At 65.2% G+C, this 25,453-nt stretch carries 25 protein-coding genes and 3 pseudogenes; 8 read left to right on the top strand and 20 right to left on the bottom strand.

The genetic code is table 11. From position 1 onward, the window contains the following. The coding region (locus AB0P23_RS23300) for a hypothetical protein (RefSeq protein WP_231893869.1) at nucleotides 1–217 on the bottom strand (217 nt) is incomplete at its 3' end. 12 nt (nucleotides 218–229) lie between these two features. Between AB0P23_RS23300 and AB0P23_RS23305 the strand changes: the two genes are divergently transcribed. After that, entirely contained in the window at nucleotides 230–355 is a 126-nt protein-coding gene (locus AB0P23_RS23305; protein WP_268987753.1) for a hypothetical protein, read from the top strand. A gap of 166 nt (nucleotides 356–521) precedes the next feature. Here AB0P23_RS23305 and AB0P23_RS23310 read toward each other — a convergent pair. From AB0P23_RS23310 to AB0P23_RS23335, 6 genes and pseudogenes are all read right to left on the bottom strand, one after another. Further along, nucleotides 522–1,094: pseudogene (locus AB0P23_RS23310) on the bottom strand (cytochrome c oxidase assembly protein); the annotation flags it as partial. A 398-nt stretch (nucleotides 1,095–1,492) separates the two neighbouring features. Next, a complete protein-coding gene (locus AB0P23_RS23315; RefSeq protein ID WP_008720441.1) occupies nucleotides 1,493–2,224 on the bottom strand; it encodes a DUF5134 domain-containing protein in 732 nt (243 codons plus the stop codon). Next, nucleotides 2,221–2,808 carry a PepSY-associated TM helix domain-containing protein gene (locus AB0P23_RS23320; RefSeq protein ID WP_008720449.1) on the bottom strand — a complete coding sequence of 196 codons (588 nt, stop codon included), beginning with the start codon at nucleotides 2,806–2,808 and terminating at the stop codon, nucleotides 2,221–2,223. The genes AB0P23_RS23315 and AB0P23_RS23320 overlap by 4 nt, the downstream gene beginning before the upstream one ends. A gap of 161 nt (nucleotides 2,809–2,969) precedes the next feature. After that, entirely contained in the window at nucleotides 2,970–3,191 is a 222-nt protein-coding gene (locus AB0P23_RS23325) for a PepSY domain-containing protein (RefSeq protein ID WP_363799559.1), read from the bottom strand. A gap of 35 nt (nucleotides 3,192–3,226) precedes the next feature. Further along, a pseudogene (locus tag AB0P23_RS23330) lies at nucleotides 3,227–3,373 on the bottom strand (PepSY-associated TM helix domain-containing protein); the annotation flags it as partial. Beyond that, nucleotides 3,318–3,761, bottom strand: coding sequence for a PepSY domain-containing protein (locus tag AB0P23_RS23335; protein WP_008720451.1), 444 nt, complete (start codon nucleotides 3,759–3,761; stop codon nucleotides 3,318–3,320). The pseudogene AB0P23_RS23330 and the gene AB0P23_RS23335, both read right to left, overlap by 56 nt. 509 nt (nucleotides 3,762–4,270) lie before the next feature. Here AB0P23_RS23335 and AB0P23_RS23340 point away from each other — a divergent pair. Continuing rightward, nucleotides 4,271–5,437, top strand: a complete 1,167-nt coding sequence (locus tag AB0P23_RS23340; protein WP_008720452.1) for a site-specific integrase — start codon at nucleotides 4,271–4,273, stop codon at nucleotides 5,435–5,437. A gap of 158 nt (nucleotides 5,438–5,595) precedes the next feature. Here the strand turns inward: AB0P23_RS23340 and AB0P23_RS23345 are convergent, their stop codons facing one another. Then, nucleotides 5,596–5,973 carry a hypothetical protein gene (locus tag AB0P23_RS23345; protein WP_230593320.1) on the bottom strand — a complete coding sequence of 126 codons (378 nt, stop codon included), beginning with the start codon at nucleotides 5,971–5,973 and terminating at the stop codon, nucleotides 5,596–5,598. Nucleotides 5,974–5,985: 12 nt separating this feature from the next. Here AB0P23_RS23345 and AB0P23_RS23350 point away from each other — a divergent pair, with 12 nt between their 5' ends. Both AB0P23_RS23350 and AB0P23_RS23355 read left to right on the top strand, forming a co-directional pair. Continuing rightward, complete coding sequence (locus tag AB0P23_RS23350; protein WP_230593321.1) at nucleotides 5,986–6,510, top strand: hypothetical protein; 525 nt, start codon at nucleotides 5,986–5,988, stop codon at nucleotides 6,508–6,510. Nucleotides 6,511–6,786: 276 nt separating this feature from the next. Beyond that, nucleotides 6,787–7,135: pseudogene (locus AB0P23_RS23355) on the top strand (divalent metal cation transporter). Between the two features lie 428 nt (nucleotides 7,136–7,563). Here the strand turns inward: AB0P23_RS23355 and AB0P23_RS23360 are convergent. The 9 genes from AB0P23_RS23360 to AB0P23_RS23400 form a co-directional block, all read right to left on the bottom strand. Continuing rightward, nucleotides 7,564–8,610 carry an ABC transporter ATP-binding protein gene (locus tag AB0P23_RS23360; RefSeq protein ID WP_008720455.1) on the bottom strand — a complete coding sequence of 349 codons (1,047 nt, stop codon included), beginning with the start codon at nucleotides 8,608–8,610 and terminating at the stop codon, nucleotides 7,564–7,566. After that, nucleotides 8,607–10,121, bottom strand: coding sequence for an iron ABC transporter permease (locus tag AB0P23_RS23365; RefSeq protein WP_080733225.1), 1,515 nt, complete (start codon nucleotides 10,119–10,121; stop codon nucleotides 8,607–8,609). Before AB0P23_RS23365 ends, AB0P23_RS23360 begins: the two co-directional genes overlap by 4 nt. A 71-nt stretch (nucleotides 10,122–10,192) precedes the next feature. After that, entirely contained in the window at nucleotides 10,193–11,221 is a 1,029-nt protein-coding gene (locus AB0P23_RS23370; protein WP_008720459.1) for an iron ABC transporter substrate-binding protein, read from the bottom strand. Then, on the bottom strand, nucleotides 11,218–13,827 hold the full coding sequence (locus AB0P23_RS23375) for an AMP-binding protein (protein WP_237606109.1): 2,610 nt from the start codon (nucleotides 13,825–13,827) through the stop codon (nucleotides 11,218–11,220). The genes AB0P23_RS23370 and AB0P23_RS23375 overlap by 4 nt, the downstream gene beginning before the upstream one ends. A gap of 339 nt (nucleotides 13,828–14,166) precedes the next feature. Then, nucleotides 14,167–14,769, bottom strand: a complete 603-nt coding sequence (locus tag AB0P23_RS23380; protein ID WP_008720461.1) for a cadmium resistance transporter — start codon at nucleotides 14,767–14,769, stop codon at nucleotides 14,167–14,169. 94 nt (nucleotides 14,770–14,863) lie between these two features. Beyond that, nucleotides 14,864–15,409 (bottom strand): signal peptidase II, encoded by a 546-nt coding sequence (locus AB0P23_RS23385; protein WP_008720462.1) that lies wholly within the window; start codon nucleotides 15,407–15,409, stop codon nucleotides 14,864–14,866. Beyond that, entirely contained in the window at nucleotides 15,406–17,361 is a 1,956-nt protein-coding gene (locus tag AB0P23_RS23390) for a cation-translocating P-type ATPase (RefSeq protein ID WP_363799563.1), read from the bottom strand. The genes AB0P23_RS23385 and AB0P23_RS23390 overlap by 4 nt, the downstream gene beginning before the upstream one ends. Then, the gene (locus AB0P23_RS23395) at nucleotides 17,358–17,738 is read right to left on the bottom strand and encodes a metalloregulator ArsR/SmtB family transcription factor (RefSeq protein ID WP_008720464.1); all 381 of its coding nucleotides are present in this window, start codon (nucleotides 17,736–17,738) and stop codon (nucleotides 17,358–17,360) included. The genes AB0P23_RS23390 and AB0P23_RS23395 overlap by 4 nt, the downstream gene beginning before the upstream one ends. 297 nt (nucleotides 17,739–18,035) lie before the next feature. Beyond that, nucleotides 18,036–18,395 carry a MerR family transcriptional regulator gene (locus AB0P23_RS23400; RefSeq protein WP_008720465.1) on the bottom strand — a complete coding sequence of 120 codons (360 nt, stop codon included), beginning with the start codon at nucleotides 18,393–18,395 and terminating at the stop codon, nucleotides 18,036–18,038. Between the two features lie 428 nt (nucleotides 18,396–18,823). Here AB0P23_RS23400 and AB0P23_RS23405 point away from each other — a divergent pair, with 428 nt between their 5' ends. Both AB0P23_RS23405 and AB0P23_RS23410 read left to right on the top strand, forming a co-directional pair. After that, the gene (locus AB0P23_RS23405) at nucleotides 18,824–19,201 is read left to right on the top strand and encodes a BlaI/MecI/CopY family transcriptional regulator (protein ID WP_008720466.1); all 378 of its coding nucleotides are present in this window, start codon (nucleotides 18,824–18,826) and stop codon (nucleotides 19,199–19,201) included. Beyond that, entirely contained in the window at nucleotides 19,198–20,154 is a 957-nt protein-coding gene (locus AB0P23_RS23410) for a M56 family metallopeptidase (protein ID WP_008720467.1), read from the top strand. Before AB0P23_RS23405 ends, AB0P23_RS23410 begins: the two co-directional genes overlap by 4 nt. 494 nt (nucleotides 20,155–20,648) lie before the next feature. Here the strand turns inward: AB0P23_RS23410 and AB0P23_RS23415 are convergent, their stop codons facing one another. The 3 genes from AB0P23_RS23415 to AB0P23_RS23425 form a co-directional block, all read right to left on the bottom strand. Then, complete coding sequence (locus AB0P23_RS23415) at nucleotides 20,649–20,945, bottom strand: hypothetical protein (RefSeq protein ID WP_008720468.1); 297 nt, start codon at nucleotides 20,943–20,945, stop codon at nucleotides 20,649–20,651. Between the two features lie 978 nt (nucleotides 20,946–21,923). Next, nucleotides 21,924–22,649, bottom strand: coding sequence for a YoaK family protein (locus AB0P23_RS23420; protein ID WP_008720488.1), 726 nt, complete (start codon nucleotides 22,647–22,649; stop codon nucleotides 21,924–21,926). Between the two features lie 852 nt (nucleotides 22,650–23,501). Continuing rightward, nucleotides 23,502–23,813, bottom strand: a complete 312-nt coding sequence (locus AB0P23_RS23425) for a DUF4229 domain-containing protein (RefSeq protein ID WP_008720486.1) — start codon at nucleotides 23,811–23,813, stop codon at nucleotides 23,502–23,504. Between the two features lie 80 nt (nucleotides 23,814–23,893). On the opposite strand from AB0P23_RS23425, the gene AB0P23_RS23430 reads away from it, so the two are divergent. Then, entirely contained in the window at nucleotides 23,894–24,685 is a 792-nt protein-coding gene (locus AB0P23_RS23430) for a DUF3105 domain-containing protein (RefSeq protein WP_032373348.1), read from the top strand. After that, the gene (locus AB0P23_RS23435) at nucleotides 24,682–25,440 is read left to right on the top strand and encodes a DUF305 domain-containing protein (protein ID WP_008720482.1); all 759 of its coding nucleotides are present in this window, start codon (nucleotides 24,682–24,684) and stop codon (nucleotides 25,438–25,440) included. Before AB0P23_RS23430 ends, AB0P23_RS23435 begins: the two co-directional genes overlap by 4 nt. Nucleotides 25,441–25,453: the final 13 nt, after the last annotated feature.

The following is a 25,453-nucleotide window of genomic DNA, read 5'->3' on the forward strand; positions in this document are numbered from 1 at the left end:
CGGTTTGGTCCTGTGCTCGCCCTGTCGGCTCGCTGCGCCACCGACGGTGAGCAGACCCCAGACCGAGCAGGACCCCGGGCGACACTCCTGATCCGCCGCCGTATACGGGCAGCAGCCCGCCGAAGGCGGTTCGGGGCTGAGCGACGAGCAACTGACCGATATCGCTGTCGCAGCGGGAGTTCCCGACACCGCCGGCGACTGCATCACCGGCGGCCACTACACCGACTGGGTGGCCGACTCCACCCAGTCGGTGCTCAAGACCATCAACGCCACTCCCACAGTCCTGCTCAACGGCGAACCGATCGCCCTGAGCACACCCGGTGCTCTCGACGCCGCGGTACGTGCCATCCCGTGAACGGCATGACCGACATCTCCTACACAACGGTATAGACCAGCATCTTTCGGGGCGGGATGGGGGAATGCGCATTGCAGGAAGCATAGGGCTGCGCGCATCACTGATCCTGGTGATCGAACGTTACGAGTTGCTCGTGGATCCCAGCTGCGTTCCTTCGTGCGGCCTGAACCCGGTGCAGTCCGGGGTCGATGCCGATGATGACCCAGTAGTAGAGGTACCCGGTGACGATGAAGTGGATATTCATCACCTCGTGTCCCCAGTGGTAGCGGACCAGCTCGTCGAACAGCGGGCTGAAATACACTGCATAGATGGAGAGGACGAACAACCCGACCGCGACGGCGGGGTTCGACAGCACTCGCATCAGTGGTGAATGGACCACCCACACGATCCATTCCCGCGGTCCCGGCATCCTGTCCTCCCGAGCTGGGGGCAGCGCCCGCAACGCGAGCGTGACCGGCCCGCCGAGCACGAGCAGGACCGGAACGAACATGTTGAGCGTCATGTGCGCACCCATATTGACGCTGAACATCGCCGAACCGTATGCAGCGAGACCTGAACTCGTCGCCACCAGCAACGCCAGGCACCCGGTCATCCAGGCGATGGTACGCCCGAGGGGCCACTGATCTCCGCGCCGTCGCAACCGCAGAACTGCCCACCCGTACAGCGCGATCAGGACGACTGCCGCGCCGCCGGTGACGAAGTCAAACCGCCAGAAGGTCGCGAACTGCTCGAGCGAGGGAGCGTCAGACGGTTCTCAGGCTCGATCGGCCAGCAGTGAGCAGGGTCGCGTATCCGTCGGGACCGACCCGGCCCACACGGCAGAAACGGGTACAGACTATCCCGTATACCAATGAGCCCATCGTGATCGCGGCGGCGAGTGAGACGGTGAAACGGAGCAGGACGTACAGAAGCGATGTGAAGGTGCCAGGGAACGAGTCACCGCTGGCTGCGTGTCGGGTGTCCCCCGAGCGGACGGTGACGACAACGACCAACGCGGCCGCGCATACGAGCGCGATCGCAAGGACGTAACGCACACACAGCGACTGGCGTGTGCGCGAAATATGGTGCGGTGAATCGGTTGTCACATAGCCTCGTTCGATGTCGCTGTACTGCAGTGGCGTCGGTCGATCATCGGTGTTACACGACGCCCATCATGATCGCCATTCCGGCTGCCATCGCCACCTCGCACGCCGCAGCGACACTCTGCGGCCGCGACGCCGGTAGCGCATCGACGGCGATATTACCTGCCTGCGATCCAGGCGAAGGATGTACAGGTGCGAGAGCAGTGCTCTGTTCGGCGACGAACAGACGGTAGAGCCACACGATCGCTGCGACAGCGAAGACGACTGTGAGCGTGAGTGATACCGCGGAGATCCATCCCGGTCCGCTCATCGCGGCCGTATGGTCAGGACTGCTCATGTCCATGTCGGGGGTGTGTGCGTGCGCGCCCATTCCGGACATGTCACCGTCGGCGGCGTCGGCGGTGTGATCGTGCGCGGCGGTGCCGGGAAGCCACCCGGCCATCACCGCGACCATCCACACCATCGCAGCCATCATGAACACGTGATAGCTGCCCATCGCAGGTCCGTGGGGGTGCTCGTCGACACCGGTCGTGCCCGGTGCCGTGCGTGCTGCGGAGATCGCGAACCACACCGTCGCCGCGGCAAAGAACACTCCCTGCGGTAACAGCGGGACGCCGAGCCCCCACGGCCACGCCATCGCAATCATGGCCGCGCACATCACGAGGTGGAACCCGTGGTCGATCCGTACGTTCCACTGCGCGGCGCGGATGATGCGGTACACGCAGTATCCGGCCGCGAACACGAACAGTGCTGTGGTGATCCACCGCAGCGAACTATCAGCGATCACGACGCGTCCTGCCGATTGTGTGCATCGATACCCGGTGCTCGATCCGCGTCGGCTCGTTCTTCCCGCGACGGCAGCGACGCGGATTCGAGTGTGGTTCCGCGCGATCGACGGTGGTGACGTAGTCCCAGAGCGACGTCGACGGCGACGAACACTGCCAGTGTTATTCCGAACAACGGCATGTACCAGCCCAGGATCACTGCGATCACTACCGCGGTTACCGCGGCCCACGGCGGCATCCGGCGCAGCGCCCCGCGTTTGGCAGGTGGTCCGAACCTGATTCCTCGTGCCCGGGTCGGGCACCGCAGCCACCACATCCGGTAGCCGCGAAGGATGACGGCGATCAGACCGATAGCGGTGAGCGCCAACAGGATCTGGTTGACGAGTCCGAACAGGATGCCCATGTGGGCGTCGATGGTCCAGTTGGTCATCTTGGCCATGAGCGGCCAGTTCGCGAACTCGACCTTGTCGATCACCTGGCCCGACGCGGCATCGACGGCTACCGAATCGTAGCGTGTGGGCCAATCACGTTTGGCCTCTTGCACTTTCCATGCCTGTCCCTCTTCGGCGGGAGGAACGAGCTTCATCGGTGCCTGCAGGCCCGCGCCCTGGGCGGCGGCCTCGACACCGTCGATTCCGCGCCTTCACCGATCACGGTGTCGGTGACCGGCGCACCGTCTCCCCCGTGGTGATCACCGCCTGCATTCTCGCCCGTTCCGGCAGGATGAGTCTCGACCGACGGTGTCGTTCACGACAGCGCCGTACGTACGTCCCCGATGGTCTCTCCGGCATACCGTGACCACGTCAAACCGGTGACCGAGAGAAGCAGGAGAGCGGCGATGATCCACACCCCGACCGTGCCGTGCCACGACAACGCGCGGGCGCGGCCCCTCTTCCTCGGCTCCGGCACCAGAGCAGCTCTGGCGGCTTCGGAGGCACTGGACGAGCGTTGGCGGACCCGGGCGTCCACAACACGAGCCCGCCGAGTGCGACCACCCACAGCCAACTGGCGGCCAACTCACTGTAGTTACGGCCCAGATCGCCGAGGTGGAGGTTGCGGTGCAGTTCGTCGATCCACGCGCGCACCGGGAGCCACTCACCGAACGTGGTCAGTTCTCCGCGGACCTGCGCGGTGTAAGGGTCGACGAACACGGTCCGCCCGTACCCCTCGGGAACGTCGTCGACCGCCAGCACGACACGGGTGGGTGCTCTCGGCGTCGATGGGGGGCCGGACCTCGGTGATCGAGCCTTCTGGGTGGGCGGCCCGGGCCGCGGCGACCTGCTCACTGAGCGGCAGCTGCTGATCGCCGACCTGATCGACTGTCAGTTCGTGGCGATGAACGTAGTCCGACAACTGCGGGCTGATGGTGTACAGCAGGCCGGTCACGGCCGCGATCAGCAGAAACGGTCCGACCAGGATGCCGGCATAAAAGTGCAACCGCAGCACGAACGGCCTGATCTGTGGCCACAACGGGATCTTCGTCACCGAAGGCGGGGTGTCACCGGGCGCAGGCGGTCGATCGATTTCACTGGTGGACATCTGCGTGTTTCGGTTCCTTCTCCTCGGGCTGCACTGGGCGCTCAGCCGGTCCTACTCGTGCAGTAGTCGGGCCAGCGGTCCCGGAAGTTCCCGATAATTCCGAGCCGCGTACTCGAGAACTATTCGGGTGTCACGCCCCGACTAGGTCCTCGTAGGGCTGCGACCCCGCCACGAGCTGCCGGTGTAGGTGTCAAAGTGAAGGAGATTCGACGGGTTTCCCGTCCAAAGAGCTACTGCTCAGTGGAACGACCTGATCTCGTGGCCGGACAAGTCCTCGACGGCTACGCTTGCGACCCGTCCCAGGGATACTCAACTGTCGAGCAATTCGAACAGACCGGTGCGGCCGTGTACGGAGCAAACTTCTGCTCCTCAACCGACGCTCAGAGCACCGAGAAGTGGTACTGCAGGCCGTCGTACGCCCATTTTCCCGCACCATCCCCGGCGAAACACCAGGTGAGCGTGTTTTGAAATCAAAAAGCCTGTCGGAGGTGCGCACTACAGTTCTTGCCATGGCAGAACGGCAGCTCGGTGAGGTCCTGGACGCAGATTCAGTTGCCCTGGTGAGTGGTGCGGTGGTGTTTCCGGACCTGTCGGCCGAGGTGGCTGCGCGTATCGAACGGTCGATGGCGTCGGCGCGGTCTGCCGCAACCCGCCGCGCCTACGATTCGGCGTGGCGGCGATTCGAGACCTGGTGCACTGCCGCCGGGCACATCTCGTTGCCGGCGCACCCTGCGACCGTGGCTGCGTATCTCGTTGACGCGGCGGACTCGCTGACCGTCGACGGAGTCCGGGCGTATGCACCGTCGACCTTCGGCAAATGGGTCGCTGCGATCACCGACCGTCACCGCGGGCTCGGCCACGACACCCCGTGTGGCCACGAGATGGTGCGCGCCACCCTCGCCGGTATCCGCCGAGACTACGCCGCCGCGGGGGAGCGCCCCCGCAATCCCCGCGCCCCACTCCTGACGTCCGATATCACTGCCATCGTTGACGTAGCACGTGCCGGTGTCACCGGCTGGGCCAGTGAAGTGCTCGAACGCCGCGACACCGCACTACTGCTGATGGGGTACTCCGGGGCATTTCGGCGCAGCGAACTCGTGGACCTCGAATGTCGTGATGTGCGCCGCGATCGCCTCGACGGTGCGCATGTCCGCCTGCGGCACTCGAAGACCGACCAGGACGGAACCGGAACGGTGAAGGCGCTGCCGTTCACCGACCGGCACGAATCATGCCCGGTCTGCGCGTGGGTTCGCTGGCTGCAGATCGTTGCTGCATTCGATACCGGTGGCAGAACCGCGATCATTCGTTTGCTTTCCCGCGCAGCGAAGTTCGACTCCCATCTCTGCCACAGCACCCTGCCCACCGCTGACACGCGGTCGGCGCTGTTCCGGTCGATCCGCAAGAACGGCAACCTATCCCAGACCGCACTGTCGGGTGCGGCAGTGCACGCCGCGATCCGCCGCCGCGCCGGCCGCGCCGGCTACGACGCAGACCTTCTCGCCCAGCTGGGCGGACATTCACTGCGTGCCGGATTCGTCACTCAAGCGTTCCGTAACGGTGCCGACGCACACGCGATCATGCGACAGACCGGACACAGAAGCCCGGGAATGGTCGAAATCTATGCCCGCGAGAACGCGCCTCTGGTCGGCAACGCCGTGAACGATCTCGGCTTGTGACCCTCATGCACGGCACCGACACCTCGACGAGCGGCGACAACACCGACCTTGTCCGAACAACTCCAGTATCGAACGACACTGTCCCGGAACGGGGTCGACACACGTGGTCGCTGTTCGCGGACTGGTGCACCGCTCATGATCAGTCGGCGTTGCCGGTCTCACCGGAGTTGTTCGTTCGGTTCCTCCGAGCCAACCCTGCCGCGCCGGCAACGCAACGTCGTCGCATCGCCGTCATCGACGCTGTTCATCGAGACCGCGCCCTGCCCCCGCCGGGTCGCGGTCAGAGCGTGCGAGCGGCTCTGGACGCGCTGCGTGCAGCGCGTTTGCGCGACACCGCAACTCGGATCGGCGGCATCGTCACGCGCCTCCCCGGAACAGGGTGGCCGGCGGCGTTGTTCGCTCGCCGAGATGCACTGGTCCTCACTCTTGCCGCGGCCGGGCTGCCATACACCGAGATCGCGGCACTGCGAATAAGAGATGTCGCCGTCGAACCCGAATTCGATGCCCTCACAATCGAAACGGGCACCGGTGTACATGCCGTCACTTCGTTGGAGCTCGTGAGGGCGGGCGCATCACCGAGAAAGGTGTACAGGCGCTGGTACGAGGTCCTGGCCCACGGCGAGCGGCACCCCAGCACACGCATGCTCGCCGACGCCATCGAGCACGTCGACGGAACCGAACTCGCCGACTCCGTTACTCATCTCGACCCAGGCAGCGAACGGCCGTTGTTGACCACGATCGACCGGTGGGGCCATACCCCGCTGGTCGCAACCCCTCTCACCTCCCGGGGAATAGCCGATATCGTTCGAGCACACCTCGGGGGACGCGCTCCCACGCACATACCGCCCCCCGTCCGAGAGACGAACCCAAAGCGTGTCTTTACGCTCGAGCCTGCATCGGCGGTCTCGCTCGACCCTGGTTACTACGAACGCGGCACACTCGCACGAAGGCACTCCCACGCGCTCCTCGACGACGTCGATTCGGTTCTTGCCGATGTCGAAAACCGCGCAGACCGACTGCTCAGGGAACTTCTCGAGTTCTTAGATGCGGAAATGCCGGAGTGCGAGCAATAGTCTTCAGCGCGCGACGATCCCAGGTGTCACCCCGCAGGAGCGACCCCTGTTGTGAGTGAGTCAGCGAACATTGCACCGAACGACGACCGGGTCTGTGTCGAAAGTTCGCACGCGGGCTTCACGGTCTCTTGGTACGGGGTGGTCGTGTCGCTGGACCTCGTCTCGCGGTGCGCTTCCGATCCACTGCATCGATGTCTGCGTTGATGGTTCGGCGACGTTTCCTGAGGGTCAGTGCCGACAGCGGCAAGCGCGGTGAGAAGTACCAACACGAAGGGGATGTCGAGACTGGTCAGTGCGTCGATGGTCACGATCGCTCCTGCAGCGACACACACGAAAAGCAGGCGTGCACCGTCCACGCAAGCGCATCCCGATCGTGTGCGGCGGCTGGTTCCGGCACTGGCGATCCTCGCCGCTGGGGTTGACCCCAGTCGCGCTCTCGTCGTCTCGCAGGTCGTGTTGTCCTTCGGTATTCCGATCGCGCTGATTCCGTTGGTGCGGTTCACCTCTGACCGCATGTTGATGGGCAGCGATGTCAAATTACCGGATCACTCGATATGCAGCCCGGTTCATCGCGGGAATCGTCGTCGCACTCAGCATTGCACTGATCCATCTAACCGTCGTCTGATTGTGCGCGGGTGAACGTCTCCTGCTTGCCTCTGTGTTCCAGGACCGATTACCGCTCGCGATGGTGGTGGTGTGCGTGGGAAATCGGAATCAGTGGGTTCTTCCGCCGCTCAGGGGGAGTCCGTCCTCGAAAGAAAGAAGACTTAGTGCGGGCCACCAGATTTGCAAGCAACGCAATCGATGCCCCCAGTTTGGATGACGACGAAGCCGCCCACCACCTTCAAGACATCAACCCGCGTGCGGATCGTAGACGGCGGTGACAGTCGATGCCGGCCGGCCCGTTCCATGCTTGGGGTCGAGACGTGATTGCCTCCGGGGCGTTGCCTCAGTCTGGATGGTGCAAGTCTGCCCACTAACTACGCACATTGTTCGGCATCGATCGCATGATCGAGCAGGACGCGAGAGGCTGCCTCACACTGAGTAGCTCTCTCACAGGTCGTACACTACGGCGTCGCCGATGACGCGGATGGCGACCCTGTCGCCGGGCGTCAGAGCCGTGGCGCCGAAGCGGCGCACGGTGACCCGCTGGGCCATAGCGGTGTCCGCGGTGTCGAGGCGGATCCCGAGCAGCATCTCCGACCCGAAGTACTCCACGTCGACGACGGCCCCCGATGCACCCGCGCCGTCGGTGGTCACCTCGATTTGCTCCGGCCGCAACATGATTCGGGCTGCACCTTCGATGGCGTTCGGGGAAGGGGCGACGGCGACGTCGCCGAGGGCGCAGCGGGCACGGCCGTTCTCGATGTGGGCCGTCAAGATCACGGCGTCACCGATGAATTCCGCGGTGGTGACGTCCACAGGGCGGGAATAGATTTCACGAGGTGTACCGATCTGTGCGAGCCTGCCCGAGCTCATCACCGCAACCCGGTCGGCGAACGACAGGGCCTCGGGTTGATCGTGGGTGACGAGGATGGTGGTGATCCCAGCCTTGGCGAGGACGTCGGCGACGATCCGTCGAGTGTTCGCCCGCAAGCCGGCATCGAGTGCCGAGAACGGTTCGTCGAGCAGCATCAATTCAGGTTCACGCGCCAGCGCCCGCGCGAGCGCGACCCGTTGCTGCTGGCCGCCGGAGAGCTGGTCGGGTCGACGTGAGGCGTAGGACGAATCCAGCGACACCATCTCGAGCAGTTCGGTGATCTTCGAGACGGTGCGGGCACGGCGTGGCAGGCCGAACCCGATGTTCGCGCCGACCGTGGCGTGTGGGAACAGTGCCCCGTCCTGGGCGACGTACCCCACCGACCTTCGGTGCGCAGGCGTCCAGCCGGATCCCGCGACGACCTTCCCGGTCAGTGCGACAGTGCCTGCGTCGGGTTTGTCGAAACCCGCGATCAGACGCAGCAGCGTCGTCTTACCGCAACCGGACGGTCCGACGATGGCTGTGGTCGACCCGGCATCGACAGCGAACTCAACACGACGTAGCACCGTCACAGGACCGAACGACTTGTCCAGCCCATCCACCTCCACCGCGTATGTCATAGTCCTGCCGCCTTTTTCGACTGGGAGAAGAGAACGTAGGTCATGGGCAGAGACAGCACGATCATGATCAACGCGTACGGAGCAGCCCCCGAGTAGTCGATCTCGCTGCTCAGCGACCAGAACTGCATCGACAGAGTGCGGGTTCCGGTCGGTGCCAGCAGCAATGTCGCGGTCAACTCGTTCACGATCCCCAAGAACACCAACGCACCGCCCGCTGCGGTGGCCGGCGCAGCCAATCTGAGAGTCACCCGAAAGAAACTCGACAGCGGTGACAGACCCAGCGACCGAGCCGCCTCGTCCAACCCGACGGGCGCCTGCGCGAGCCCCGCCCGCAGGTTGACCAATGCGCGTGGCAGGAAGAGCAATGCGTAGGCCGCGATCACGACGACAACTGTTTGATACAGCGGATTTGCGTACCGAATGGCGACGGTGACGAACGCCAACGCAACCACGATGCCGGGCAACGAACTCGAGATGTAGGTACCGCCCTCGAGGACACGGCTGAACCGTCCGCGGTGGCGAATCGAGATCCACGCGACCGGGAACGCGAGTGCACACGTCATGACCGCACCGGCAATTCCGAACCCGAGCGTCTGCAGCAGCGCGGACGAGATTTCGTCCCACTCCCACACCGCGCTGCCGCCGACGACAAGCCACCGCAGAACACTGGCGATCGGGACTCCGAGAGACAGTGCGATCAACATCCCCAGGAAGACGAGCGCGATCGGCGAATACTGCCAACCGAGTTCTGCAGGCACGGCCGGGCGGGCTGCACCCGAGCCGATGCGGGCATACCTGGCACTGCCACGCACAACCGCTTCGATCACCAACAATGTGAGGCACAGCAATACCAGCACCCCGGCGAGCATGGTCGCCGCCGCTCCGTTGAACGTCGATTGATACTGCTCGAAAATCGCTGTAGTGAATGTGTCGAAGCGGATGAAGACGAAGGCACCGTATTCGGCGAGTAGGTGCAACGCGACCAGAAGCGCGCCGCCGGCGATTGCCAGCCGCAGCTGCGGCACCACGACGCGAAAGAACACTGCCCACGGTCCGATTCCGAGTCCTCGCGCCGATTCCTCGACCGCGGGGTCGAGCCTGCGTAGCGTCGCGGCCACGGGAATGTAGACGAGAGGAAAATACGAGAGCGTTGCGATCAGAACGCCGCCGCGCAGCCCGCCGAGGGAAGGGATCGCCGTCACCCACGAGTAGCCGTTCACGAACGCCGGGACAGCCAGCGGCGCGGCAAGCAATACCGCCCACACCTTCGCTCCGAATACTCGTGTGCGCTCGACCAACCAAGCAGCCGCGACGCCGATTGCGACACAGATGGGCACCGTGATCACTACCAACATCACGGTGTTGGCCAACAATTCGCGGACCCGCGATCGGAACAGCAGCGCCGACGCGGTGGCCCAGCCGGTGTCCACGCTCTCCACGATCACGTACCCGAGCGGGATGAGCGAGATCGCCACGACAATCACTGCGGTGACAGCCAGAGGCAAGGGCATACGCGACCGGCCTGCTGGGCACCGCAGCGTGTGGGCCGGCCCCCGTTGTTCTCGACCGTTCGTCGTTGGAATCAGAGCAAACCGGCTTCGGTCATGAGCTCGGTGACCTTCGGGCTGTTGAGCTTCGCCGGGTCCACCTGCGGGGCCTGCAGTTCGGTCAAGGGGACCAGATCCGCGTTGGCCGCCACTTCGCTGCCCACCGAGTACTCGAACGACATCCCGTCCCGCAGAACTTCCTGACCCTTCGGTCCGGTGACGAACGCCAGGAACTGCTGCGCTGCATCCTGTTTCGCGCTGGACTGCAGGACGCCGCCGCCGGAGACGCTGACAAATGCGCCGGGGTCTTCGTTCTTGAAGTAGTGCAGGGCGACGTTACTGCTGTTCTCTCCGGTCTTGGCCTGATCGCCGAACCAGTAGTAGTGGTAGATCACGCCGCCCGGGATTTCTCCGGCGTTGACGGCTTTCATCACCGTGCCGTTACCGTTGTAGGCGCGGACGTTGTTCTTCATCCCCTCCAACCAGGTGCGTGTAGCGTCCTCGCCTTTCAACTCGAGCAGCGCACTGACGATGGCTTGGAAATCGGCTCCCGACGGCGATGCTGCCCAGCGGTCCTTCCAGGCGGGGTCCTGCAGGTCCAGGAGTGAGGCCGGGAGCTGATCGGGGGTCAGCATGTCCGTGTTGTAGGCGAACACGGTCGAGCGGGCGGCGATACCCGTCCACTTGCCGTTCGACGGGCGGTATTGGCTCGGAACCTGGGCCAGCACGGCCTGGTCGACGTCGGTGAACAGACCCGCGTTCTCGACGAGCGTCATCGCCGGAGAGTTCTCCGTGAGGAACACATCCGCTGGCGATCGGTCACCCTCCGCTACGAGTTGGTTGCCGAGTTCGGTATCGCTCCCTTGGCGCAGGTCGACCTCGATGCCGGTCTCCGAGGTGAACGCGTCGGCCCATTCTTTCGTCAGCGACTCGTGTTGGGCGTTGTAGACGGTGATCCGGTTGTCCCCGCCCGGGTCGGACTCAGCGCTCGAACACCCCGACACCGTCAACAGTGCCGCGGTCGCCAGTGCGAGGCCCGCCATCAGTTCGATCCGCTTGCTCATCGTCCGTCCTTCGCATTTACCGGACCACCTCCGGTCGTCCCCGCCGCCATGGTACTTAGAGGATTGGCAAACCTAATGCCCGGCCCTGTCCCGCTCCACGGTAGACGGGCGAGCACGAAGGTCGCGGCCTGCCAGTAGACAACCCCCACGACGATCGACAGGGCGAATGCTGTCCAGGGATGGTCGTCGCGCAGCGGTAGATAGACCTGAAAATGGGTCAGGTAGATGTAGAGTGACGCGCTTGCCAACACCCCCGCAACCCGGCCCACAACTGCGGGACATGGGACGGATGTGAGCCACACCAGCAGGCAAAGTCCGACAATCACGATGACTTCTCGCTGGATGTCGCCGAAGAAGAACCCGGGAATCGATAGCACGATTGCCGCGGTGACCCCCACTCGATGCCACACGGTCTGCGCCCGGGCGGCGGCCCAGCCGAGGGCGAACAACCAGAAGACAACCGCCGCGGTCAGAATGCGATTGCGGCTGTCGTCGATCTCGATCAATCCGTAACGGGTAACCAGGCCCAATGCCACCAACCCCATAGGAAACCAGAACGGGTGACTGCGTTCGAGACGTGCGACCGCCGGAACATAGAGCACAGCGGCGGCTACGAGGACGATGTACACAATCGCCTCGACGAACCAGTATCGCCATTCGACAGACCAACCGTCCGGGCCGAAGATTCCGTTGAGCAGCAATGCACTGGTGATGCGGTAGTCCCCGGTCAGAGCGATGATGGCCCCGATCCACACCATGCTGGGGATGGCGATCCGAGCGACGCTGCGCACAGCATTGCGTGCGCGGGCGGTGCGATCGACCGCGCCGAGGTGGAAGCGGGCGAAGTTGTAGCCGGCGATTCCGAGAAGCACGTGCGCCCCGCCGAGCACCGAAAACAGGTGTATGTGCGAGCCGGTGATCAGCACGATCGCAAGGGCGCGCAGCACAACGTTGGTCTCCACCCGTCGCCAGCCGCGGCGCAGGTGCGGTGCCTGAACGAAGTCCACGACTCGGGTGTTGTGCCAGTCCGCCGGGAGGTGACCGAGCAGCTCCTCCAGCCGAATGGACATCCGCACATACGACAAAGAGTCACCGCCCAAGCTCACGAACGTGCTGTCGTCGTCGACCCTTGCGTGATGCAGGACCTCGGCATACATCGCTTTGACATCGGTGGTCTCGGGCTTTGTCGTCGTCGAGGTGGGCTGAACAGGGCCGGGCTTGCCTGCGAATTCCGCGACCGCTCGCGCATCGGGTTTGCCGGTGGAGGTGCGCGGCAGCTCATCGACGACACACACCCGAACTGCTGTTGCGGGAAGGCCGCTGAACTGTGCTGTCAAGCGTCGCACGTCGGCGACGTCAGCGTTCTCCGCGACGACGACGAGTTCGTCCGTGCCGTCGGTGCAGCACACGGTCAATCCCAGGTGTGCGAGCGCGGACTCGACGCGGTGCAGATCGATACGTAGACCGAACACTTTCGCGAAACGGCTGCGTCGGCCGACCACTTCGTACAGTCCATCGGCCGTTCGCCGGGCCAGGTCGCCTGTTCGCAGCTCGCCGGCGAGCGTGTCACCCAGGCGCAAGTCGCCGGGGTCGTGTGCGTAGCCGAGCATGACGTTCGGCCCCGAATAGACGAGCTCACCCGTCCCGTCCGGGGCATCCGCGACCGGATCGAGCCGAAAGGACCCGTCGGGAATCGGCCGTCCGATGGAATGCGGATGAGCGGCGGCAAGATCCGGTGGCAGATACGCCATTCGGGCGGTCGCCTCCGTTTGCCCGTACATGACGAACAAGTCCCATCCCTGGCGTCGGCCCAGCTCGGCATACGTGCGGACGCGATCGGGCGACAGCTTTCCGCCGGCCTGCGTGACGTACCGCAGGTCGTGAAGATTCAGCTGTTCGAACCCGATACGGTCGAGCAGATCGAAGGTGTACGGCACACCCGCGAAGGTGGAGGCGCGGTGGGTGCGCGCAAGGTCCCACAGTCGAGTATCTGTGACCGAAGAGTTGGTCAGAATCAAGGCGGCACCGCGCAGGAGGTGGCTGTGGACGACCGAAAGCCCATAGCAGTAGTGCATGGGTAGCGTGGTCACGGCACGGTCGGTGGGGCGGATGCCCAGGTATTCGGCAATCGACTCGGCGTTGGCCTGCACGTTGTCGTGCGAGAGACGGACGAGTTTGGGTGATCCGGTCGAACCCGAGGTGCTCAGCAGCAACGCGAGATCAGGGTGCAGCTCATGTCTGGATTGTCGATCGAGTTCTTCGACGACTGTGTTGCCGTCGAGGGTGCGCACCACCACATCGGGCCGATATGTGTCGATGAGCCCGTCGAGATGGTCGGGATTGTCGTCCGAGGCCAGCAGTACGGGGTGTCCTGCACGCAGCGCCGCGAGGTAGGTGACGACGACCTCGACCTTGTTGGTGCCGGCGATCAGTACCAGACGACGGCCACGTCCAAGTCTGGCCGCCTGCCGGTCGATGCGCTCGTCCAGGTCGCGGTAGGTGATCGTCTCGTTCACCGATATCAGACCCGGTGCGTCACCGAATCTGCCCAAATCGTGCGCTAAGCGCACACTGGGGCGTTTCGGGCGGTTGAAGTCTCTGGGCACCGAGCGAGTCTATAAGGGCTGCCGAACCTAACCTTCCGGCGACGAATACGACTCCGCGCCCGCGCGGACGAGCGTGGCTCGTCTGTCCACACACCGCTCGGACACAGATGATCGGGGTCAGCGACGCCTACTCGGCGGTCGATTCGGCAAGTCCGGTCCGATTGTCGCACCGTGGTCGATCTGATGATCGCCGACGGATCGACCGAGTATCGATGCGCCGCCCTTTGCTCACCCTCACGCTTCGATCGATGGCATGGAGGTGACGCCACCGGGCGGTGGCGGGAACCGATCTGAGTCGGGCCGTAGCGGTTCCGCAGGCTGCGCGCGAGCGGGTGTCGGTCATGACGCGGCGGCGATCAGCCGGGCGAGAACTCCGGATTCGAGGAGGATGAAGAGACCCAAGCCGATGAACACCGCTGGGACGAGCCAGTGCTCGACCCGTTCGAGAGTGTCGACGACCTTCCTGCGAGTGCCCAGCAGCCTGCCGGCGTAGCACCAGATCCCGACGCAGATCAGGAACACGGCGATGGTGACTGCGGTCTGTGGTGGACCGAGCGTCCGAAAGACCGGGGTGTAGACGGCGATGTTGTCGGCACCGTTGGCGATGGTGATGGCAGCAACGCCTGCCATTCCGGTGGCAGCGACCGGGGGTTCGTCCTCGTCGTCGCTGCGCAGCCAGCGGATCAGCGTCCAGAGCCCCAGCGACAGGGGCAGCACACCGAGTAGCCCGACCCATTCTTGCGGCACGATCACCAGTCCCAGAGCGGCGACGACGCTGGTCGCGACGAGGGTGATCAGGCCGAGGTACTGGCCGGTGACGATCTGCCACGCCCGCGGCCTACCCTGGCTGGCGGAGGCGACGAACAGCACCGTCAGCACGACGATGTCGTCGATGTTGGTGCCGGCGAACATCGCCACTGCCGCGGCGATGGTGGTGATCACTGCCGCACCGGGCGTCGGTGAGGATGTAACCGGACGCCCCCGGTGCCGCACGCGACCGTCATGGAGGTCGATCGGATTCGAGGTCGGGGAGCAGTCATACGGATCGTTGCTCCGTGCCCGTGGGATCGACGCGGGTTCGGCCCTCCCGGAGCGACGCGAGGACGACCAGGACTACGCCGCATGTGAGGTAGGTGTCGGCGAGGTTGAAGGTGGGCCACCATCCGGTGTGGAAGTAGTCCGTCACGCGGCCGTCGGCAGCGCGGTCGATGACGTTGGCGGCCGCTCCGGCGACGACCGCCGACAGCCCCACCGTCCCGGTCAGTGAGCCGACGGGGACGGTGCGCCACGCGTACACGGCGATGGCGAGAGTGATGATGGCGGTGACCGCGATGATGACCCCTGGCGGCAGCCCGTTCCCGACGCTGAAGGCGACACCGCTGTTGTAGGCAAGCCTGAGTTGCAGCAACCCCAGTTCGATGACGCGGCCGTCGGAGAGTGCGCGGCGGGCGACGGGGTCGGCCGCGAGTGCCGCCGCGACGAGGACGGCGACGACGATCGCCAGGGTCCACCGGGATCGAGTCGCCGAGCGTCCCCCGGTCGAGACACCCGGCATCGGGCCCGAAGTGGGGTCTGGGCTCATGTCCAGGCCTCGGCTGCTGCCGGGGCAGGTGCGGGCACCGCTGCGGCGGACAGGGGGTGGGTGCGGCCGGCGCGGACTCCGTTGGCGATGACCACGATCTCGGCGAGTTCGTGCACCAGCACCACCGCGGCCAGGCCGAGGATTCCGAACAGGGCGAGCGGCATCAGCACGGTGATGATCGCCAGCGACAGCCCGACGTTCTGCAGCATGATGCGTCGGGATCGGCGCGCGTGGGCCAGGGCGTGCGGCAGGTGCCGCAGGTCCTCACCCATCAGGGCGACGTCGGCGGTCTCGATGGCCACGTCGGTGCCCATGGCGCCCATGGCGATACCGAGGTCGGCGGTGGCCAGTGCGGGGGCGTCGTTGACGCCGTCGCCGACCATCGCGGTCGACCGGCGGCCCTTCAGGTCGCCGATGATGCGTGCTTTGTCCTCCGGTCGCAGATCCGCGTGGACCTCCTCGATGCCGACGTCGGCGGCCAGTGCGCGGGCGGTGCGTTCGTTGTCCCCGGTGAGCATCGCGACGTGGTACCCGTCGCGGCGGAGACCGGCGACGACTTCCGCGGCTTCGGGTCGCAGTTCGTCGCGGACCGCTATCGCGCCGAGGGTGCGGCCGTCCTGTTCGACGAGGACGGCGGTGGCTCCGGCGTGCTGCATCCGTTCCACGTCCGCGGCCAGCGGGCCGGGGTCGATCCACCCTGGTCGGCCGAGGCGGACGTCGTCGCCGCAGAGGCGGCCGGTGAGGCCGGCTCCGGTGACTGCGACGACGTCGTCGGCGGGTGTGTGGTCGTCGACGGCGGCGAGGATCGCCGCGGCCAGGGGGTGCTCGCTGCGCACTTCCAGCGCTGCGGCCACGGCGAGGACCTGTTCGCGGGTCGCACCGTCCGCGGTGGCGACGTCGATGACGACCGGCTTGTTGCGGGTCAGGGTGCCGGTCTTGTCGAGCGCGATCACGCGGATGCGGCCCAGCGTCTCAAGAGCTGAGCCTCCCTTGACCAGGACGCCGAGTTTGCTGGCGGCGCCGATCGCCGCGACGACGGTGACCGGGACGGCGATGGCCAGTGCGCACGGTGAGGCGGCGACGAGGACGACCAGTGCGCGTTCGATCCATACCCGTGGTTCGCCGAGCAGGCTGCCCACGGCGGCGATGAGGGCGGCGGCGACCATGATTGCCGGCACCAGGGGCCTGGCGATCGTGTCGGCCAACCGCTGAGCCTCACCCTTGCGGGACTGCTCGGCCTCGACGATCCGGACGATCTTGGCCAGCGAGTTGTCCTCGGCACGTGCGGAGACCTCCACCTCGAGAACGCCGGTTCCGTTGATCGCCCCGGCATACACGTCGTCGCCGGGCCCGGCCTCGACGGGCACCGATTCGCCGGTGATCGCCGAGGTGTCGAGCGCGGTGGTGCCGCGGCGGATGGTGCCGTCGGTGGCGATGCGCTCGCCGGGCTTGACGATCATCATCTCCCCGAGCATCAACTCGGTCGGCGACACCGCCTGCTCGAGGCCGTCTCGTCGGACTGTGGCGGTGTCGGGAACCAGGGACAACAGTGCCCGTAGACCTCGCCGTGTGCGGGCGACCGCGTACTCCTCGAGGCCCTCGCTGATCGCGAACAAGAACGCGAGCATCGCGGCCTCGCCGACCTCACCAAGGATCACGGCACCGACCGCCGCGATGGTCATCAGGGTGCCGACACCGATCTTGCCGCGCGCGAGCCGCCGAAGGGTCGACGGGACGAAGGTGTAGCCGGCGACGATCAACGCGAGTGATTCGAGCACCAGGGTCAGCCGATCAGGGCCGCCGATCCAGTCAATGATCAGCCCTGCCGCCAGCAGTGCACCGGCCACCGCGGCAGCTCGGATCTCGGTGATCTGCCACAGCTTGTCGGGTTCGTGCTCCTCGTCGCCGTCCAGGCGGGGTTCGTCGTGGCCGCAGCCGCATGCGTCGCTCATCCGGTCACCGCCGACCCGGCGGGCGCGGTGCCGTAAACCGGGCAGAGTGCCACCGCGTTCCCCGTGACGGCGAGGAGGGTCTCGGCCGAAGCGAGCAGGTCCAACAGTTCCGGCCGGACGAGGGAGTAGAACACCTGCCGGCCCTGGGGGCGACCGACGACCAATCCGCAGTCCCGCAGGCACGCCATGTGCGCCGATACCGTCGACTGTGCCAGCCCCAGCTCGCTCACCAGGTCCGCTACACGCACCTCCCTGCTGGCGAGACGGCGAACGATAGCCAACCGTGTCGCATCGGAAAGGCTGTGGAACAACGACACTGCCGCATCGAAAGTCGACGTGGAACCGCCGGGCAGGCGGCCATCCTTATTGATCGTCATGCAACGATGATAGCATCTAAGCCCGGTATGATCGCTATGCGTGAATGCTCGGCCCCGGTCTCGTCGGCACGAGTCCGATCCTCGTCGTGCCGTACTGAGACAGGACGACGGCACGACGAAGAACACCTCCGTGGTGTGGGACCCGGTCACCGGACCTGCGGACGCACGCGACAAACCGCAGTTGCTCCGTACGGCGCGGTCGAGATCGCCGACTTCCCGATCGCGGTGGCACCTGCTACGAAGGCGCTTTCGATTCCCTACTCGCCGAATCCGTCCGAGACGGCGAGGAGGCCGAGGTCAACCAGCTGCATTGCGGGTCGAACGGCGCGCCGACGCGTCGGGAGTGTCGTCGAGACGATCGAACGCACCGGTCATTGCGGCATGCAGCTCGGTGAGCTGCGCGATCGACTCCTCCTCCCGGGTGATGTGCTCGCGCAGTGTTGGCCGCAGCCCGGTCTTCACAGCGGCGCAGGAGTCGTTCTCCCATGCGCGCAGCATCGTCTTGATCTGTGGCAGCGTCAGTTTCGAGCTTTTCGCGGCGGTGATGAACGCCAACCGTTGCTGTGCTCGTTTGTCGTAGACGCGGTACCCGTTCGGGGCTCGGTCCGCCGGCAGCAGCCCCTCGCTTTCGTGGAAGCGCAGCGTCGTCGCCGGCACCCCGTCGCCGAGGAGAGTTACGAGATCAGATCAGCAGGGCTTCGGCAAGCCTGGTCTTCGTCCGTACGCAATCGTCAAAGACTGCGCTCGCCCTGTCGATTCGTTCTGTACGACGCCGCGCGAGAGGCTCGCCCGGCAAGCTTCCCCCGACTTTCGGGAAGTCGGGGGAAGTATCCTATCGCAGGTCGTCAGCCGGTCAGCAACACATCATTGCGGCGCACATGTCCCCACACATGCCGGTGGCCATCATGATCTGGCAATCCCACCACGTCTGCAGGTTGGTCATCAGTTCGGTCATCGGAATCTCCCTCAATTCTGGTCCCGAGGAGACGGGACATCACGACCATATACTGAGTACGTACATAGATAGTAGATGTCGTGTTACCGACGACCCTAGGATCAGGAGACGACAGGGCAGGAGGCGATAGGTGCGGGTGAACGGATTCGGTGAACTCGAGGCGGTAGTGATGGATCGCCTGTGGGCCCGCGGTGCGCGAAGCACCGTGCGGGAGTTGTTCGACGAATTGGCCGAGCAGCGGGTGATTGCCTACACCACGGTGATGTCGACGATGGACAACCTGCACCGTAAGGGCTGGTTGGAGCGCACCCGTAGGGGCAAGGCGTTCGACTACTGGCCGACGTTGTCTCGCGAGGAGCACAGTGCCCGGCTGATGCGTCACGCGTTCGCTGCGGGCGGCAAGTCGGACCTGGTGCTCACCCATTTCGTCGAGCAGATGAGCGACGAAGAGTCGGAGCGTGTGCGAAGAGCGTTGCGCAGACTGACCGACCCCGGCCAGTCGCGATGACTCTGACTCTGTGCCTGCTGCTCTACGGGCTCGTGGTCTCGGTAGCCGGTCCGCCTGTGCTCGCGCGACTGACCCGCCGGGGCATCGCTCCGCAGCTCGGGATAGCTGCCTGGAGTGCAGCAATGGCGGTGGTGATCCTGACCTGGACCGGCGCGGCGATCATGCTCGTCACCGAAGCGGTGCATTGGAACAGAGACGCTCACTGGGTGTCAGCGTGCGTCGTCGAGGTGCTCCGGTCGATCGACGGCCGTGCCGCAGCACTGCTTCAGGGAACACTGATAGCAGTCTCCGCGGTCGCTGCGGCGGCGCTTCCGTTGGTGGTGTGGAGGGCTGGGCGGGGCATGCTGCGGATGCGAACGCACACGCTTCGCCACGCCCGGACGGCGAGGGTGATCGGCCAACGCCTGCCCGGTACCGACGCGGTGGTCGTCGACACCGCGGATCGGCTCGCCTACTGCGTTGCTGGCCGTCCGAAGACCATCGTGATCACTACTGGTGCCCTGGATGCACTCGTCCCGGATCAGTTAGGCGCCGTCTTGGCGCACGAACGTGCTCACCTAATCGGTCGCCATCACCTGCTGCTCGCCTCTGTTCGCGGACTCGCCGCGGCAGCTCCATGGATGCGGTTGTTCCGCGACGGGGCGACCGAGATCGCCCTGCTGCTCGAGATGTGCGCGGACGACAGCGCTGCCCGCTCCCATGGTCGGCGGGCGCTACTCGGTGGTCTGCTCGCCCTCACTGGTTCGTCCGTCGCTCCCGCGGGTGCCCTCGGCGCGAGCGGAGGCGACGTGCTCGCTCGTGCTCATCGCCTCACCGTCGCTGTGTCCACCCCCGTGCACGCGCGGGCCCGCACCCAACTGTCCTTGATCGTCCTCTCGATCACCGCGAGTCCGATCGTGTTCGGTGCCCTCGCCGCTGCGGGTGTGATCATGTGTGGTCCGATGGGCTCTTGAGTGGTCCTGCCAAGAGCGGGTCGATCGGTCAGTGGTGACGGCAGTCGCCGCGCCGAGCCAATTTCAATCGTGCGCCCTCGTCCGTCGAGCGACGGGTAGAACTGTCCCTCGGGTGCGGGGGCGTCGTTATGCAAGGCGATCAGGTTGCCGTCGGTGTCGACGGTTGCGAACTGCGTCGATCCCTGGTCCGTCGAGACGGGACGGCCCGCATCTGCGGGATGAAGAACGCCCGCACGGGACATCTCGTCGGATCGACGACCGCCGGATTCAGCGACGTCCGCGACTCCGCACTCAAAAAGGGATGCGGGCCCCCGAGCACGGCTGTATCACCTTCATTGTTCGGTGTCACCGAAGGCATTAACAGCACGCCGAACACCGTCAGTGCTTTCAGCAAACCGGCCTCCGGAGCTGTGCCCCGTCGACCATGCCGATCAGCTGACTGTATGTCACCGACGATACCAATGAGTACCCCCTGGGGTATCCCGATTCGGGTGTCAGCCGAGGATGGCTTCCCGGAGCTGAGCCATGCTCGGCGCACCCGCCGGCCCGTCACCTGTCATGTACACACGGCAGGCCAGACCGACTGCGGCGGATGTGTCGCCCATGACGTCGACGCCGTCGACGAGAACGGTCGGAGAGCCACGAAAACGCACCTGTTCGGCCATGTCCACCGTGTCCACGCGTTGATAGACGAGCACGGCGTCCGAGTGTTCCGCGGCGAGGAGCTGCAACCGTTCAGCAGTGACCGTCCAGTTCGGGCAACCGTCGAAATACTGCAGGGTGATCTCCATCCACCCACGGTATATCCGTGCTGAAGTTGGCAGCGCACAGGTCGTAGAATTCGATTACGCGGAAGGAGACGGAGTGCCGAACTTCTCCCGTCACTCTCGACGGAAAGGGCTTGCTCATGAATCTGTCCAGTGAGAGTGACGGCACCTCGGCCTGTTCCTGCTGTGGTCGCGATTTCCCGACCGTGAAGTTGCACTCCCTGGCAGGGGGAGCTGCCTATATCTGCCGACGTTGCGGACTGTGGGTTGCGATCCGTCGACGCTAGAGAGAACAGCGTGGGTGTACCGCTCTTCAGTAGGCTGCCTGCACCGATACGTCGTCTCGGCCATGGCGTACCGCCGTACGCAACCGGCGCGCGTCGCCCGTGCGGCTCGATCCGGCCCGTACCAAAGCCCGGGTCGGCGGCGTCCACCGCCGCGACCTTTCGCGGCCATGTCGCGCAGATTCTGCGATTGGTTCCCGTCGACCACGTGAAGAGGCTGTTGCTGCGCCTCGTCCAGCGTCACTCGTACACAGATCGGGTTGTCGGACATGTGCAATGCGTTCACCGACTCGTCGATCGACCCACCGAGCGCGATGGCCAACGCGTAGCGATGCGGGCGAACCACCCGCGGTTGTCCACAGCGGGAGACCCAGAATCTGCCGTATCCGTCGTCGGCAATGGCTCCGATCCGGATCGCACACGGGGACCGATGCGGCCGTGCACGACGTAGCTGCGAAACCGAGCTCGCTCGTCGGCGTCGCCGACTATTGACGGTTTCGGCACCGACCTCCCAACCCACCTAGCAACTACCGGCATCGCTGACGCCTTGGCGAAGAGATCAGGGCCAAGCGAGAGATGGTGTGTATCGAACATCCTCTCCACACGCTCAAACCGATTGATTCACGTTGCGACAGTGTTTCTGTTGGTCGAGTCCGCCGGTGGAGCAGAACGATCTCGGGAGCGCGGACCCGTAGGTTTTCGCTGGCCGGGAATAGACCTATCCCCATAGGGATCGTCGCTCGGTGTGAGTGAAGGTGAAGATGCTTGCAAGCAGGCTGATGGCTGCGGTAACCAGGAGTACTTGAGGTCCGGTGATCGCGGCACCGATCAGAGCCCCGGCTGCGCCTCCGGCTGCGAAGGACCCGAGAAGCATTGCATAGCAAAGCCAGTCGAGGTAAGTACCGCCGCCCAGTAGGTGTCTTTCGATCCCTTGGCCCAGTTTGACGACGGTGCCGGTGACGTAGCTCAGGGGGATGTAGGTTTCTTCTCGTTTCGTGAATGCTGTGTTGAGCGCGCCGAGAGCGAACGCAACCAACAGAATGGGATAGAAATTTACGTCGTCGGACGCCCAGCCGGATATCCCGATATCGATGAGCCCTGCCGCGGCGAGGGCGATGGTCGTGACAACTGTTGCTCCGTGTGGGTGATTGGACCAGTATCGGCGGCGGCAGATCGACGCGATCACCACTCCCGCCAGAAAGGCACCCATCAAAGCCAGCGCCGCCCACGGCGATGCGCCGGGTGCAACGGGCTTACCTTCCGGACTGCCGAAATGCCCGATGACGGCGCGTTCGGTGTTGCCGGTCATGAACGTCACGAAATACCCCGCCGAATGCAGAAATGCGACAGCACCCACCATTCCGGCCAGCGCGGACAGTATCCACGACAGTCGCGCCTCCGCGCCGACGGCTGTTTCGCGGCTGAGTGCCACAGAAGATGTCATGCAACCAAGTCTCCCGGCCGTGTACGGAGCCGCAAGTCGATGAGGTGCAGCTCACTCGGCGGTTCTTCGGTGTTCGTATTCCCTTCGGAAGCAATCGAACTCCCACCTGCACCTCGTCTGCCGACCTCGGTGACAAGCCCACCCAGCGGTGTAATTTGCGTGCTCAAGTAGCACGAACTCGCGGCCCATCCGCGCGTGGTCAGTTCCATCCCTGTGGATCGGTGGGCGGCACAGTGTCCGGATATCAGCCGATGAGTCGGAAGGCTTCCGTCCCGCCGAGATGTGGGAACGCTGGCGTACTGTCCTGCGGTTCTATCGCTACCCCTCGACGCTACTACTCACCGAGCACGTACCGGGGGAGACTTTTCCCGGTATGTGCAGGTGGCCGGTGCGTCCAGGCCCCGTCGCCGTTCCGATCGACCGGTGGGGTCGTGCCGTTTCCCGCCGACCCGATGCCCCAGGTAGCGGTCGGGGCGGTCATCGCTGCTCACCGCTCCGGGCGACTGCCCCGGCGCGATCCACGCCCGCCCCTGTCGTGGCGACGCGGTCGTGGCGAGCGGGAAACTGACGTCACCGGCACACCACCGCACCCGGTGTCAGCTGCACCAGGCTCGGACTACTAGCTAATCGGTGTCGATGCCCGCCGCCGTGCCCACGCCGCTCTGGCCGATGTGCCTGACCTCGTCGATGATCTCGAGTATCGGATCGAGACTCTGATGCACCGCACCCTGGAACTACTAGACATCGAGCCGGACGCCGAAGCGTCCGTCGAATGGGTCGGCGAACAGTGACCGACACGGACGATCCGCCAACGCCAACGCCAACGCCAACGCCGAAGTCCGTGCGCCGACGTCACGGTTTGTCGGTGCCGGGTCGTCCCGCCGCGGGGCCTCGCTTCTTGATCGAGCGCGTGCGATCGACTGCTTCGATGTCCGCATTGATGGTTCGGCGGAGCTTCCTCAGGGTCAGTGCCGACAGCGGCAGGCTTGCTGCAAGTGCGCCAAGCAGTACCAACACGAAGGAAATGTCAAGGCTCGTCAGTGCGTCGACGGCCAAAAGCACTCCTGCGGCGACACACACGAAGAGCAGGCGTGCACCGTTGTAGGCCAGCACATGAAGGGCAAGCTGCCCGCGAGCAGTTGAGGGTGCGCGGAACACCGGCATCGGCCGTCCTGTCGTGCGTAGGGGCTTCCTGGGACCTTGATTCAAATACTATGGTGCATAGTATTTGATGGAGGAGCAATATGAACAGCAGCAGAAACCCCGCCCGAGGCCGACGGAGCTCGACTCGGCGATCACGCCCAGCCGGAGTGCCCGGGGGCGTGCGCGCTCCCTGGGCGGTGATAGGCGCGGGTGTCGTCATCGTCGTGCTCGTCGGTGCGATCGGATACAACCTGGCCCCCCGCGTCCTCGAACGCAATCAGGCCGAGCGGTTCGCGCCGACCGCCGACGACCCGGACCCCTCCCGCGGCATCGACGGCGTCGTCGAGGTCGAGTATCCGGCCGCGCGGCACGTCGAACCAGCTCAGAGAGTTGCCTACGATCAGAGTCCGCCGTTCGGCGGCCCTCACGACCAGACCTGGGCGACGTGTACCGGAGTGGTGTACCCCGTCCCGCTACGCAGCGAGAACGCGGTTCATTCGCTCGAACACGGGGCGGTGTGGGTGACGTACGACCCGAACCGGGTCTCCTCCGACGAGGTCGGTTCACTCGCCGGGCGGGTCGAGGGCGAGCCCTACACGATGATGTCGCCCTACCCGGGCCTGACGGCACCGATCACGCTGCAGTCGTGGGGCCATCGACTCGAGCTCGACAATGCCTCCGACCGGCGCATCACTCAGTTCGTCGCTGCTCTGCGACAGAACCCCTCGACCCACCCCGAGAGCGGAGCCAGTTGCTCGACCATTCCCGGCGCGTTCGATCCCGACAACCCGCCGCCGTTCGACGCCAGCGAGCCAGGACCGGACGCGGTGCCCCTCGAGGAAGACCCGGCCCTCGACAGTGCGCCAGCGCCGATGGGGGAGGGGAGTCGATGACCGTGCACGGCCAGGCCGACGATGCCCAGATCGACGATGCACAGAACGACAGTGCACAGAATGACGCCGCGGAAACGGGACCCAGATCCAGGCCCAGGGCACTGCTCATCGGCTTGGCGGTGACAGCTCTCGTCCTGTCCGGCGTCCTCATCGGCGTACTGCTCACACCGGACAGCGCACGAGTGGCCGTACCGGCATCGAATTCGGTGGATGTGGGTTTCGCGCAGGACATGTCGGTCCATCACAACCAGGCGATCGAGATGTCGGCGATGGCGTTGGGACGCTCGACGGATCCGGTCATCCGGACCCTCGCCTTCGACGTGTTGACCTCGCAGCAGAGCCAAGTCGGCACGATGCAAGGCTGGTTGACACTGTGGGACAGGCCATATCTGCCCGACGGCCCGACGATGACGTGGATGACCGGGGCCAGCTCGACAGGGGGTCACCCGATGGACATGAGCGCGTCCGCGAACGACAGCGGACAGGACGCGACGTCGATGCCCGGCATGGCCAGTACCGCCGAGCTGACGGCACTTCGCCGGATGAACGCCGAAGAATTCGACGGCCGGTATCTACAACTGCTCCGCCGCCACCATCGTGGGGGAATCCCGATGGCAGAGCAGGGAGCAGCGAACGCGACAGTTCCCGCTGTCGCCGCGCTCGCGGGCTCGATCGCCTCCGCGCAAACCGCCGAGGTCGGTCAGATCGATGTCCTGCTGAGCGCACACGGGGTCTCACCGTTGCCGGAGAGCTGACGCCGATATCTAA

Source organism: Rhodococcus sp. NPDC077669 (genome assembly GCF_040686915.1).
GTDB lineage: Bacteria > Actinomycetota > Actinomycetes > Mycobacteriales > Mycobacteriaceae > Rhodococcoides > Rhodococcoides fascians.